Raw genomic sequence first — 13,441 nt, 5'->3', positions numbered from 1 at the left:
CGACAGCTTCCGGCCGCGGCCCTGCCCGGGGGCGCCGCGGGTCGTCGCACGGCGCTCACGTATCCGCCGGTCCGGGCTCCGTACCGGTCTCCCGGGCGGCCGCGGGCGCCGTGTCCTGAGCGCCGGTCAGATCCCGGGCCAGCGCGACGCGGGAGAGCAGCACGGCGCCCCACAGGACCAGGGCGATGCCCAGGCATTCGGGGATCAGCCACCAGCCGGTCCGGACCCGTTCGTCGTAGAGGGTGACGCCCAGCGACAGGCTCACCAGCGCGTCTCCGAGGGTGAGGACCGGCTGCGAGGCGGTCAGCGGACCCGACTGCATGGCGTTTTCCAGCAGGAAGAGGGCCGTCACTCCGACGGCGGCGAAGCCGTAGGTCTGCCACGCCGTGAAGAACGCGGCGGGGCCGCCGGTCTGCCAGGCGTGGGTGGCGTCCTTCATCAACGCCGCGGTGAGTGCGTAGGCGACCGCCGTCGCCCCGGCGAAGCAGGCCGCCCGTACACCGCCCTCCCCATGGCGGAGTGCGGCAGCGACCGCCGTGGCGATCACCGCGGCGCAGACCACGAGCGCGGGCACCCAGCTGCTGAACGCGGCATGGTCGGTGCCGATGGTGGGCGCGGCGGCCGCGAGGGCGCAGCCGAGTCCGACGACGAGCAGCACCACCCCTGTCCATCCGCCGCGGGAGATCTGTCCGCCGAGGATGACCCGTCCGATGAGCAGGGCCAGGGGCAGTTCCAGGACGAAGAGGGGCTGCACCACCGACAGCGCTCCCTGCGACAGGGCCAGCGCCTGGAAGCAGGCCGCGGCGATGACCGCGAGCATCCCGCCGAGCCAGACGGCACGGTGCAGCAGATCGACGAGCAGACCGAGGCGCAGCCCGGTGGACAGCGGGACCGTGCGGGCCGCGCGTCGCTGGAGCACCGTGGCCAGCGCATTGCTGGCGGCCGCGAGCAACGCGAACACTACGGCCGCCACGCGCCCACCTCCTCGTCGGCCGCCCAGGCCCGGCTGCGGGCCCGCACCGCCGGCGGCCGCGCCGGGCGGTGCGGGTCGGGGCGGGGGCGGCGTTGTACTGGGCTTCGACGCTATCCGGAGGTCGGCGCGGACCGCCCGGCGACACGGATGCCGGACGGCCGCATCCGCTGGGCCGGACGGCCGCATCCGCGGTGTCGCGGGGCAATCGGAAAGGCTGCCGCGGGGACGCCGGAAGGGCTGCCGCGGGGGTGCCGGGCGGCCGGCGCGGGGTGTGCCGTGGGGGTCAACGTGGAGTGTGCCGGGGGGCCGCGCGGGGGTGCCGTGCGGCCGTGTCCGGGGTGGCAGATCTTGCCGCGGCAGCGCCGTACGCCCAGGTCACAGCCGCTCTTCGCACGGCGGTAGGTGGCGCAATACTGCGGCAACACCATGGGCCGGATCTGCTCGGTAGGGTCCACCGCATGCCAGCCGAACGCACCCGCCAGCACACCACTCCGGTAGCCGCCGCGCGCCGTCGCCGGCTCCGCGCGGACCGCGCCCGGCAGCTCGCCGACCTGCTGCGGCACCAGGTGCTCGGCAGCCTCTTCCCCGACGGGGTGCTGCCGCACGAGGAGGTGATCGGCGCGGACTACGGCGTCTCCCGCAACACCGTCCGTCAGGCCCTCGACCTGCTCCGTGCCGAACGGCTCGTGGCCCGCCAGCCGGGTGTGGGAACGGTGGTGGTGGGCCAGAAGTATCCGCATGCGCTCGACCGGCTGATGGGTCTCGCCGAGACCCTGCACTCGCACGGCCGGGTCACCAACGAGGTGCGCACCATCAGCCCGGTCGCCGCCCCGGCCCCGGTGGCGGACCGGTTGCGGATCCCGCCGCGCGGCGAGGTGCTCTACGTGGAACGGCTGCGCAGGCTCGACGGCCTGCCCCTCTCCCTGGACCTCACCTACATCCCGATGGACATCGGGCTGCCCCTGCTCGACGCCGATCTGGAGAACAACGACGTTTTCCGGCTGATCGAGGAGACGGCGGGACAGCCGCTGGGCACCGCCGAGATCACCCTGGAGGCCGTCAATGCCGATGCGCACTCCGCCGCCGTACTGGAGGCGCCGCGCGGCACGGCCGTGCTGATGCTCGAACGCCTCACCCATCTCGCCGACGGCACCCCCGTCGACCTGGAGTTCATCCGCTTCCGCGGTGACCGTCTCACCATGCGGGGCCTGTTGCACCGCACGATCTGAGCCCCCGCCCCCGCTTCCCCCCGCCCGCTCCCCCCCCCCGCCATTCCCCTCCCCCGCCATGCCCTGGAGACCGCCATGCCTCTTGCGCCCCAACGCGCCGACGTGCCCGTGACCATCGACGAATCCAAGTGCATCGACGGCTGCACGCTGTGCGTCGACATGTGCCCCCTGGACTCGCTCGCCATCGACCCGGCGAGCAGCAAGGCGTACATGCACGTCGACGAGTGCTGGTACTGCGGGCCGTGCGCCGCGCGCTGTCCCACCGGCGCAGTCACGGTCAACATGCCCTATTTGTTGCGATGAGAGGCCCCCGTTCATGAGCTCCCGATTCACGGGCTCCCCGTTCGTGCCGTCCCCCTCCCCCTCCCGGCGCCCGCCCGCCCCTTCTTCCGCCGCACCCCGTGCCGCTCACCGCAGGGCGCTCGCCGCGGCGCTCCCGGCCGCTCTGCTGGCGGCCTCGCTCAGCGGCTGCGGCACCGCCGCGGACGCCTCGGACGACAAGACCGTCACCGTGACCGTCGGCTACCAGTCCAAGACCATCAACACCGTCACCGCCGGCACCCTGCTGCGCTCGCTGGGCTTCTTCGAACGTGCGCTGCGCGCCCAGGGCAAGCGCGACGGCAGGACGTACAAGGTGCGGTGGCAGGACTACGCGACCGGTGCGCCGATCACCGCGCAGATGGTCGCGGGGAAGGTCGACATCGGCTCGATGGGCGACTTCCCGCTGCTCATCAACGCCGCCCGTGGCCGGCAGTTGCACGCACCGACCCGGCTGATCTCCGTCACCGGCTACAACCTGCGCGGGGCGCTCAACACCATTGTCACCAAGCCCGGTTCCGGCCTGCGGTCGCTGGCGGACCTGCGCGGCAAGACGGTCTCCAGCAGCGTCGGCTCGGCTTCCGACGGCACTCTCGTACGGGCCCTGCGACAGGCCGGGATCGATCCGGAACAGGACATCCACAAGCTCAACCAGCAGCCGGCCGTGGGGGCCTCGGCCCTCCAGTCGGGCACCGCGGACGCCCTCTCCCAGTTCGTGGCCTGGCCGGGGCTGCTCGCCTTCCAGGGCAAGGCGCAGGCGCTCTACGACGGGGGCGCGCTCGGCCTGCCCACCTTCCACGGTGTGACCGTACGCGACGCCCTCGCCGCGCAGCGCCCGGCCGTGGTGCGGGCGTTCCTCACCGCACAGCGGGAGGCGACGCGCTCGTTGCAGACCCACCCGGTGGATGCCGCCCGGCGAGTCGCCGAGGCCACCGGTCTGCCGCCCGAGGTGGTCTACCTCTACAACGGCGCCGGCGGCCTCGCCACCTTCGATCCCACCCTCAAACCGCAGCTGGTCGCCGCGCTGAAGAAGGATGTGACCGTGCTGCGCGCGGGCAAGCTGACCGGCCCGGTCAATGTTGACTCCTTTGTCAATGACCGTTACGTCAAGCAGAGTTACGGCAGCGGGTACGCCAAGGCCCGGAACAGCACCGCCCACCCGTCGCCCGACGAGGTGTGGCTGCGCGGCGAGGACCGTACCCACTCCTTCACCGGCCCGGACGCCCTGCTGCGGTTCGCCGCCGCCCACCACGGCAAGGTGCGGGCCGCGTATGTGGCCGACGCGACGACCGGCACCCGCTGGTTCGCCGACAAATCCGTCTGGGTCCGTGACGGCGCACGGCTGCTGCCCTTCGCCGCGCGGGCCACCGCCGACGCCTGGACGCGCAAGCACCGTGGTGCGCGCCCCCTCAGCTACGCCGCCGCTCTGGAGCAGGCCCGGTGAGCGCACCCACCACCACGGGGGCGGGACGGGCGGGCCCGCGCCGGTGGGCCCGGGCCCGCCCTGCCCGGCGCACGGCAGCGGTCCTCGCGGCGCTCGCCGTATGGCAGTTGCTCGCCCAGTACCGGGTGAACCTGTGGCTGCGGTTCTCCCAGTTCCCGACCGTCATCGAGACGGCCCACGAGTTCGCCCGCCGGCTCGGCACGGCCGCGTACTGGCAGGACGTCTCCGACAGTGTGACCCGGATCGTCGGCGGCTTCGCCCTCGCCGCCGTCCTGGGCGTCGCCGTCGGCACCGCCGTCGCCCGCTCCCCCCTCGCCTCCGACCTTCTCGGTCCGCTGCTCGAAGTGCTGCGCCCCATACCGGCGATCGCGCTGGTACCGGTGGCGATCCTGCTGTTCCCCAGCAATGAACAGGGCATCGTCTTCATCACGTTCGCCGCGGCGTTCTTCCCGGTGACGGTCTCCACCCGGCATGCGGTACGGGCGCTGACGCCCGTCTGGGAGGAGGCGGTCCGCACCATGGGCGGGGGCCGGTGGCGGGTGCTGTGGTCGGTGGTGCTGCCGGGGGCGCTGCCGGGCATCCTCGGCGGGCTGTCGGTGGGCATCGGCGTCTCGTGGATCTGTGTGATCTCCGCCGAGATGATCTCCGGCGAGTACGGCGTGGGCTACCGGACCTGGCAGGACTACACCATCGTCGACTACCCGGGGGTGTTCGTCGGCATGGCCACGATCGGTCTGCTCGGCCGGCTGACCTCCACGGCGGTGGAACGGCTGGGACGGCGCGCGACGCGGTGGCTGCCGCGGACCGCGGACGACCCGTCCGGGCCCACGGGCGGCCGGGTCCGGTGGCGGGTGGCCCGCACGGCGGTCGGAGAGCCCTCATGACCCGCACCGAGATCTCCGCCGCGGTGCCGGCGCAGGAACCCGCCCCGGGCCTCCGGCTCGTCCTCGACGACGCCGTGCTGGGCCGGCCCGGCGCCCCCGTACTGGACGGACTGGACCTCGATGTCGCCGCCGGTGAGATCCTCACCGTCGTCGGGCCGTCCGGCTGCGGCAAATCCACTCTGCTGCGCACTCTGGCGGGCCTGCTGCCACTGCTCGGCGGCCGGCTGAGCCAGGACGGCGAACCGGTCGCGGGGCCCGCCGCCGACCGTGCGCTGATCTTCCAGGAGGATGCGCTGCTGCCCTGGCGCACGCTGCGGGCCAATGTGGAACTCCCGCTGGCCATCCGGGGGGTGGCGCGCGCGGAGCGCCGCGCGCGGGCGGACGACTGGCTGGCCCGGGTCGGACTCACCGAGCACGCCACACGTCTGCCGCACCATGTCTCCGGCGGGCAGCGGCAGCGCGCCCAGCTGGCCCGTGCGCTCGCCGGGCGGCCGCGTGCGGTCCTGATGGACGAGCCGTTCGGGGCGCTCGACGCGCAGACCCGGGCCGGCATGCAGGACTTGCTGGTGACGGCGCTGCGCGGTACCGGCGCCACCGTCGTCTTCGTCACCCACGACGTGGACGAGGCGCTGTTCCTGGGCGACCGGGTGGCTCTGCCGGGCACCGGCCGGATGCTGGACGTACCGCGGCCACGGGCACGCGCGGCACATGCCGATCCTGCGACGGTCGCGCTGCGCCGCGAAGTCCTCGCGTCCCTGGGCGACCGGCCCGGTCCCTGACCCGGTGTCGAGACCCGGGATGACCCACGACATGACCGATGTGACGGGCGCGTCATACGACGTGACCCGGCAACCGAAAGGCACCGCCATGGAGACCACGGAAGCCATGGAGATCCCCTCCCTCGACACCGCCGAGGAGCTGTCCTGCGACGTCCTCGTGATCGGTGGCGGCACCGCCGGGACCATGGCGGCGCTCACCGCCGCCGAACACGGCGCCTCCGTCCTGCTGTTGGAGAAGGCGCATGTCCGTCACTCCGGTGCGCTCGCCATGGGCATGGACGGGGTCAACAACGCCGTCGTCCCGGGCCGCGCGGAACCCGACGACTATGTAGCCGAGATCACCCGCGCCAACGACGGCATCGTCGACCAGTCCACCGTCCGCCAGACCGCGACCCGCGGCTTTGCGATGGTGCAGCGGCTGGAGTCGTACGGCGTGAAGTTCGAGAAGGACGAGCACGGCGAGTACGCGGTCCGCCAGGTGCACCGCTCCGGCTCGTACGTGCTGCCGATGCCGGAGGGCAAGGACGTCAAGAAGGTCCTCTACCGGCAGCTGCGCCGGCGGGAGATGCGTGAGCGCATCCGCATCGAGAACCGCATCATGCCGGTGCGGGTGCTGACCTCCGGCGGCCGGGCGGTGGGCGCGGCGGGCTTCCACACCCGTACGGGGCGGTTCGTCACGGTCCGGGCCGGCGCGGTGATCCTCGCCACCGGTGCCTGCGGCCGCCTCGGCCTGCCCGCCTCCGGCTACCTCTACGGCACCTACGAGAACCCCACCAACGCGGGCGACGGCTACGCCATGGCGTATCACGCGGGCGCCGAACTGACCGGCATCGAGTGCTTCCAGATCAATCCGCTGATCAAGGACTACAACGGCCCGGCCTGCGCCTATGTCGCCAACCCCTTCGGTGGCTACCAGGTCAACCGGCACGGCGAACGGTTCGGCGCATCCGACTACTGGTCGGGGCAGATGATGGCGGAGTTCGCGGCCGAGGTCGCCTCCGAACGCGGTCCGGTCTACCTGAAGCTCAGTCACCTCCCGGAGGAGTCCGTCTCCGCCCTGGAGACGATCCTGCACACCACCGAGCGCCCCACCCGCGGCACGTTCCACGCCGGCCGCGGCCACGACTACCGCACCCATGACGTGGAGATGCACATCTCCGAGATCGGCCTGTGCGGCGGTCACTCGGCGTCGGGCGTACGCGTCGACGACCATGCCCGCACCACCGTGCCGGGTCTCTATGCGGCGGGTGACCTGGCCTGTGTCCCGCACAACTACATGATCGGCGCGTTCGTCTTCGGCGATCTCGCGGGTGCGGACGCGGCCCGCCACCGTGCGTATCAGGGCGAGTTGCCCGCCGACCAGCTGCACGAGGCCCACGAGCTGATCTACCGGCCGCTGCGCAACCCCGACGGCCCGCCGCAGCCGCAGGTCGAGTACAAGCTGCGCCGCTTCGTCAACGACTATGTCGCCCCGCCCAAGAGCGGCGCCCGGCTGTCGCTGGCCGTCGAGCACTTCGAGCGGATGCACGCCGATATCGCCGCCATGGGCGCTCGCACGCCGCACGAGCTGATGCGCTGCGCCGAGGTCGGCTTCATCCGCGACTGCGCCGAGATGGCCGCCCGGTCGTCGCTGGCCCGCACCGAGTCCCGCTGGGGCCTCTACCACGAGCGCACGGACCACCCGAAGACCAATGACGAGGACTGGCTGCACCACCTCGATCTGCGCAAGTCGGCCGTGGGAGCGATGGAGTTCACGGCCAGGCCCGTGGCGCCGTATCTCGTCCCGGTCGACGAGTACACCCCGGTGGGCGGCACCCCCCGGTTCCTCGGCGAGGTCCACCCCGAGCAGGTCGCCACAGCCGGGCGGAGGGACACACCCCCGGTGGGGTCCACGGGCGCGGGTCCCGAAGGGGCGAGCGCTGCGGTGCCGGACGGCGCGGCATCAGGTGACGGCGTCACGGCCGGAAACCCTCCCGGGGACGGCTCCGCGCCCGGCCCCTCCCCCCGCATCCTCGAACTCCTCGCCCTCGCCGAGGACCAGCCCGACCTCCCGACGCTTCGCCCCTACCTCGCCGACCCCGACCCGGCCGTCCGTCGCGCCGCCGTGGACGCGCTCACCGAAAGCGTCCCGCCCGGCACGGGACGGGCCCTGGCCGCCGCCCTCGCCGATCCCGACCCGGCCGTACGGGCCGCCGCCGGTGCCTCACTGCGGGAACTGATCGAGGTCCTGACACCGGAGCCCGACCTGCGCACACCGCTGGCCGCCGCCGTGCACGGCCCCGACGCCGTCGTCCGCTCGGCGGCCGTGGAGGTGCTGCGCACGCTCCGCCTCGGCGACCGGGCCCTCTTCGTCACCGCGCTCACCGATCCGGCCGTGGAGGTGCGGATCCAGGCCGTCCGCGCCCTGGTCTCCGTCGACGCCTCCGAGGCTCTGCAACGCGCTGCCGCGGACCCCTCGCGCGAGGTCCGGGTCGCCGCCGCGCACGGCCTCGGCACGGTCGGCGGGCCCGACGACCTGGCGGCGCTGCTGCACGACGAGGACCTCCTCGTACGGGCCGCGGCGCTCGCGGCGCTGGCCACCACCGGCTGCCCACCGCCGTACGACACCGCGGCCGTCGCGGCGCTCGGCGACCCGGCCTGGCAGGTCCGGGCCGGCGCCGCCACGGCCCTGGCGGCCGCCGGACCCGAACTCGCCGTGCCCGCGCTGCGCTCCGCGCTCGCCGACTCGCACGCGGATGTGCGCAGGGCCGGGGTTCTCGCGCTGCGCCCGCACTCCGGCCGCGAGGAGGCCCGCCAGGCCTGGGTCGCGGTCGCGGACGACCCGGACGCGGATGTCCGCGCCCACGCCCGGCTCGCCTCGAAGGAGTGACACACGTTCGGGCGTCCGGGGTGCCGGAGGGCCGCGGGCTGTGGGCCGAGGGCGCACGGCGGGCGACTCGCCGGCATCGCCCGACCACCGAAGCGCGCTGTATAAATCGGCCCGGAACAGGCATATTCCTGACTACCCCGACATGGATGGCTGGTCAGGAATATCTATGCCTTCTTTCTCCCCACGATGGCCCCGATACGTCGAGTTCGCTCCGAGCGTGCTGGTCGCCGGAGGGCTCATCTGGGACGCGTTCTCGCCTGCCGACTACTGGGGCGACCCGATGCTGACGGCGGCCAGCGTGACGGCCGGTGCGCTGCTCTCCCTGCGGCACACCCTGGCGATCGGCGCCGCCATCATCGTCGGCGTCTTCGCGCTGACGGTGAAGGACGGCACCGCCGACGTCCTGGAAGGCCATCTGGAGCTCATCAACACCCTCTTCGCCGCGCTCATGGGCGTCGGGGTCAACCGGGTGATCGCCCGTCACGGACGCCACCTGGACGTCGTCCGGTCGGTGGCGGAGGCCGCTCAGCTTGCCGTGCTGCCCGCACCGCCGGACCGTATCGGTCCGCTGGCCATCGCCGCCCGCTACCAGGCCGCACAGAGCGAGGCCCGGATCGGCGGTGACGCCTACGCCGTCCAGCGCACCCCGTTCGGCGTCCGGCTGCTGATCGCCGATGTGCGCGGCAAGGGACTGGGGGCGGTGAGCGCGGTATCGGTGCTGCTCGGCGCGTTCCGGGAGGCCGCCGAGCAGGAGCCGGAGCTGACGGTGCTGGCCGACCGGATGGAACACGCCCTGCTGCGGGAGAGCGAGCACACCTCCGAGGAGAACCGGCTCGAAGGCTTCATCACGGCCCTGATCTGCGAAATCGTCCCGGGCGCCACGGCACTGCGGTTGCTGAACTGCGGTCATCCCGCGCCCTATCTCTGTCTCGACGACGAGGTGCGCGCACTGGAGGTCGGCGATCCGGGCCTTCCGCTGGGGATGGGTGCACTGGGCGCGGCGCGGACCGGCCCCACCGACTGGGCGTTCCCGGCGGGCAGCACGCTGCTGCTGGTCACCGACGGCGTGACGGAAGCCCGGAACCATGCCGGAACGTTCTACGACCCCGCGGCGCAACTGGCGGACCACGGGCCGTTCCGGGGGCCACGGGAGTTGATCGACCGTCTGGTGGGGGAGGTCGAGCGCTGGAGCGGCGGGCCGCGCGACGACGATATGGCGGTCCTCGCGATCACCCGGCAGGCGGAGAGCCGCAGGAGGGGCGCGCAGAGCGTGCGCGGCGCCGGACGCTGACCCCTGGCGCCCTGGCCCCCGCAAGCCGTTCGGGGCCTGCCTTCTCTTCGCGGCCATAACACGACCCGGACGCCATTTTGATGCTTTCCGTCCCCCTTTCGGAATTTTCTCGTGTGCTGCCGAAAATCCGGGGGGTGAGATGAGAAGATCAGTTAGAGCATCAGCATCCGCACCGAGCGATTCATCGCTCCCGCGCAGATCGGAGTTGATGTGTCCGACAACAGATCAACCCTGCTGAGTCAGCGCGCCGCCGTCATTTTTCTGCTTGGCGCCCTCACCGCTATCGGCGCCGGTGTGCTCACCTTTTTCAATGGGGGCACACCGGCTTCCGCAACCCTCATCGGCGGCGCTGCCTTCGGCGCCGCCGTCACCTTCTTCCATACGGTCATCGACTGAGATTCCGCCGGGGATTTCGGTCGGATGGCTCGGCCCGGTGGCTCACCGTGGCAAGGACAGCCGTAACGGTCCCGGCCCGCTCGATGACCCGTGCGGGCCGGGACCGTACTCCCCCCACGGGTGCGGTGCGTCCGAAAACGCCTCGGTGAGCGAGCCCGGCCGGCTGTGCGAGGTCATGCTCGATGACGAGCACGGTGTTGCCCAAGTCCATGATTCGACACAGCACTTGGATCAGGCGGGCGGCGTCGACGGCCGCCGGACCGGCGACGATGACGCGCCCCTGCCCTCGGGGCGGCGCGTGCCACGGCAGTGCGGGCAGGTCTTCTTGCATCAGTGGCTGCTCGGCCTTTTCGCGGTGGGCGACGTCGTCGATGCGCTGGGCGCAGCGCCGCACCATGGTGGTGACCACGCCCTCGCAGCGTCCACCGGCCATGGCGGGCAGACAGGCAAGCGGGCAGACCGGGCAGGCGGGCACGGACGGTGACCAACGCTCGTCCAACGGTGATCGAGGCGGCCACCGGCCTGCCGAGCTGACGGAGCCGGCGACCAGGCGCGGCAACACGTCCCACGACTTTTCCGGAATCCGCGCCACCGCATGCGGTGCGCTCCCGCACCTCAGGTGCCAAACTTGAGACACCGCGCCCGGCCGCCGGCCGGGGCCCTTGCCGCCGAGGGGAACATCATGACCTGGGCATCTTGGACCACTGTCGGGATCCACGCTCTACCCGGCGCGGTTCGCACCGCAGAGATCGGCGTGATCAACGGCGACCTGACCATCCACACGACCTGGTCGGAAGACCTGGCGCATGTAGCTGTGCAGTACACCGGAGCCACGGACTGGTACACCATGGCCGGCAGCCCCGTCCCGTGCCACTCCGAAGAAGCCAGCCGCACCTTCCACCAAGCCGTCGTCGAAGCCGTACGTGGCGGCGAGCGTGCCGACGCCTCCCTTGAGGAACTCTTCCACCCGCAGCCCGGCCCCCTCTGATCCCGACGCTGCGATCCCCGGCACCGGCCCGGACACCGGCCCCGGCTTGAGGGACCTTGCGAGCGGCCCTGCCGTGTCGTGCGGATTTTCCTCGCCGACGGACTGACCGGCGCCCGGACCCTCCCCCGTTCCCCTGTTCCGCGCCCGGCAAGGCGCGCGGCGAACCCTCCGGTGTACGGCATCGCCTTCGGCGCACTTTCCGAGCAACCATTTCGCGCCACTCCATGTCTCTTCTCATGGAGCACCGTTGGTCACCTTCTGGCTACTCAAAGCTGACCAATTGTTAAATTTCGACCAGGAATCTTGAATCCTGATCTTTTCGCTTTACATGCCCATGCCAGACATACCAGGGTTTGCGCGGGGCCTCACGGCCCCCGCGGTGCACAACAGCACCGCGCGTACGGGCGGTTGGCCAGCCGACCGCCCCCGCAGCGCTAAGGACCCACAGCAGTGCGTAGACCCCACATACGCAGACACCGCCTGGCCATCGCCGTCGCAGTGACGACGGCCGCAACCCTCACTGCGGGGGTGGCGGGCAATGCCTCCGCCTCCCCCGCGGCCTCGCCGGTCGCTGCCTCCCCCTCCTCCTCAACCCCCGCCCTCCAGAAGGCCGTTGATGCGGCCCGCGCCGCCGCGTACGCCCACGCCTCGGCCACCGGAGTCGGCAAGAAGGACACCCTCAAGGCCACGGATGCGCTCGTCGACCCCGACGGCCGGCAGCATGTCCGTTTCGTGCGCACCCACCGCGGACTGCCGGTTCTCGGTGGTGACCTCGTCGTCCACCTGACCGCCAAGTCGGCGTACGAGAGCGTGACCCGGGCCTACCGTCACCAGCTCGACGTGTCCGGCACGGACCCGAAGCTGTCGGCCGCAGAGGCCCGGACGAAGGCGGCCGCCGTGGCGAAGGGCCACGCCGGTGACGCCGAACTGGTCGTGGACGCCCGCGACAACCGGACCACGCTGGCCTACCGGGTGCAGGTGGCCGACAGCCGTACCGCCGAGGCCGAGGGCGCCCGTACGGTCGTCATCGACGCGGCCTCCGGAACGGTGCTGAGCAACGTCCTGGCCAACGACTCGTTCCTGTCGCCCGCCCTCCAGGCCAAGCTGCGGGCACGGGGCGAACGGCTCAACCCGTCGACCAGCATGCTCGCTCCCACCGCGCCCGCCACCGACAAGGCGGCCAAGGCCAACGGGTTCCCCTCCGCGGCCACCGGCTCCGGCGCGTCGTTCTTCGTCGGCAGTGTGCCGCTGTCGACCACGCGGACCGCGAAGAATTCCTTCACCCTCAAGGACTCCACCCGCGGCAACACCGAGACCCGGGACGCCGGCGACAAGGAGCTGGAGAAGTTCGCCGACGGCAAGGCGTTCACCAGCACCACCAACCGCTGGGGCAACGGCACCACGAGCAACCGGGCGACCGCCGCCGTCGATGCCCAGTACGGCATCGCCAGCACTCTGGACTTCTACAAGAAGACCTTCGGCCGCAAGGGCATCAAGAACGACGGCCGCGGGGCGCGCGCCCTGGTGCACTACGGCAAGAAGGTCGGCAACGCCTACTGGTCCCCGGACTGCGGCTGCATGCTCTACGGCGACGGTGACGGCAAGACGTTCGCCAAGCCCCTGGTCGTACTGGACGTCACGGGCCATGAGCTCAGCCACGGCGTCGTCGACGCGACGGCCAACCTCCAGCCCACCCGCGTCGACGCCGAAGGGAACCAGTTCGGCGAGCCCGGCTCCCTCAACGAGTCGCTGGCGGACATCTTCGGCAGCGCGGTCGAATTCTCGACCAACAACCCGAAGAACCCGCCGAACTACCTGATGGGCGAGAAGCTCGGCCTGGAGCAGAAGTTCCTGCGCCGTCTGGACAAGCCGTCCCTCGACAAGCTCGAAGGCACGGTCGACTACTGGTCGAAGGCGTCCTACGACACCGAGGTGCACGCCGGCTCCGGCGTCTCCTCGCACGCCTACTACCTTCTCGCCGAGGGAAGCGGCAAGAAGACGATCGGTGGCGTCACCTACAACTCCCCCACGTACAAGGGCTCCAAGGTGACGGGCATCGGCCGGAGCAAGGCGACGGCGATCTTCTACCGGGCGCTCACCCGGTACATGGTCTCCACGACCGACTTCCATGACGCCCGGACCGCGACCCTGCGCGCGGCCAAGGACCTGTACGGTGCCGGGAGCACCGCGTACAAGACGGTGGACAAGGCCTGGGCCGCGGTGAATGTGACGGCGGCCAACACGCCCTCCGCCAAGCACTGATCCGCTCC

Annotated in this window: 12 protein-coding genes; 11 read left to right on the top strand and 1 reads right to left on the bottom strand. The window is 71.8% G+C overall.

From position 1 onward, the window contains the following. Window positions 1-55 precede the first annotated feature (55 nt). A complete protein-coding gene (locus tag IF67_RS0105000; protein WP_037838833.1) occupies window positions 56-973 on the bottom strand; it encodes a DMT family transporter in 918 nt (305 codons plus the stop codon). A 458-nt stretch (window positions 974-1,431) separates the two neighbouring features. On the opposite strand from IF67_RS0105000, the gene IF67_RS0104995 reads away from it, so the two are divergent. The 11 genes from IF67_RS0104995 to IF67_RS0104945 all read left to right on the top strand — a co-directional run bounded on the left by IF67_RS0104995 (window position 1,432) and on the right by IF67_RS0104945 (window position 13,433). Next, window positions 1,432-2,202, top strand: a complete 771-nt coding sequence (locus IF67_RS0104995; protein WP_030982497.1) for a GntR family transcriptional regulator — start codon at window positions 1,432-1,434, stop codon at window positions 2,200-2,202. Window positions 2,203-2,277: 75 nt separating this feature from the next. Next, window positions 2,278-2,505: a 4Fe-4S dicluster domain-containing protein gene (locus IF67_RS0104990; RefSeq protein WP_030982496.1), complete on the top strand. Its 228-nt coding sequence runs from the start codon at window positions 2,278-2,280 to the stop codon at window positions 2,503-2,505. 13 nt (window positions 2,506-2,518) lie between these two features. Next, window positions 2,519-3,964: an ABC transporter substrate-binding protein gene (locus IF67_RS0104985; RefSeq protein WP_030982493.1), complete on the top strand. Its 1,446-nt coding sequence runs from the start codon at window positions 2,519-2,521 to the stop codon at window positions 3,962-3,964. Next, on the top strand, window positions 3,961-4,848 hold the full coding sequence (locus IF67_RS0104980) for an ABC transporter permease (protein WP_030982491.1): 888 nt from the start codon (window positions 3,961-3,963) through the stop codon (window positions 4,846-4,848). Before IF67_RS0104985 ends, IF67_RS0104980 begins: the two co-directional genes overlap by 4 nt. Next, window positions 4,845-5,627, top strand: a complete 783-nt coding sequence (locus IF67_RS0104975) for an ABC transporter ATP-binding protein (RefSeq protein WP_078889273.1) — start codon at window positions 4,845-4,847, stop codon at window positions 5,625-5,627. Before IF67_RS0104980 ends, IF67_RS0104975 begins: the two co-directional genes overlap by 4 nt. A gap of 88 nt (window positions 5,628-5,715) precedes the next feature. After that, window positions 5,716-8,496 carry a fumarate reductase/succinate dehydrogenase flavoprotein subunit gene (locus tag IF67_RS0104970; RefSeq protein WP_030982488.1) on the top strand — a complete coding sequence of 927 codons (2,781 nt, stop codon included), beginning with the start codon at window positions 5,716-5,718 and terminating at the stop codon, window positions 8,494-8,496. Window positions 8,497-8,713: 217 nt separating this feature from the next. Then, a complete protein-coding gene (locus IF67_RS0104965) occupies window positions 8,714-9,787 on the top strand; it encodes a PP2C family protein-serine/threonine phosphatase (RefSeq protein ID WP_234340981.1) in 1,074 nt (357 codons plus the stop codon). Window positions 9,788-9,997: 210 nt separating this feature from the next. Continuing rightward, on the top strand, window positions 9,998-10,183 hold the full coding sequence (locus IF67_RS38775; protein ID WP_234340980.1) for a hypothetical protein: 186 nt from the start codon (window positions 9,998-10,000) through the stop codon (window positions 10,181-10,183). A gap of 145 nt (window positions 10,184-10,328) precedes the next feature. Next, window positions 10,329-10,667: a hypothetical protein gene (locus tag IF67_RS0104955; RefSeq protein WP_030982486.1), complete on the top strand. Its 339-nt coding sequence runs from the start codon at window positions 10,329-10,331 to the stop codon at window positions 10,665-10,667. A 198-nt stretch (window positions 10,668-10,865) separates the two neighbouring features. Further along, window positions 10,866-11,171 (top strand): hypothetical protein, encoded by a 306-nt coding sequence (locus IF67_RS38770; protein WP_037838829.1) that lies wholly within the window; start codon window positions 10,866-10,868, stop codon window positions 11,169-11,171. A 450-nt stretch (window positions 11,172-11,621) separates the two neighbouring features. Continuing rightward, complete coding sequence (locus tag IF67_RS0104945; protein ID WP_030982484.1) at window positions 11,622-13,433, top strand: M4 family metallopeptidase; 1,812 nt, start codon at window positions 11,622-11,624, stop codon at window positions 13,431-13,433. Window positions 13,434-13,441 lie beyond the last annotated feature (8 nt).

Origin of the sequence: Streptomyces sp. NRRL S-1813, assembly GCF_000719605.1 — a bacterium.
In the GTDB taxonomy this organism is placed as follows: Bacteria; Actinomycetota; Actinomycetes; order Streptomycetales; family Streptomycetaceae; genus Streptomyces; species Streptomyces decoyicus.
This window is presented reverse-complemented; position numbering and strand designations above follow the sequence as displayed.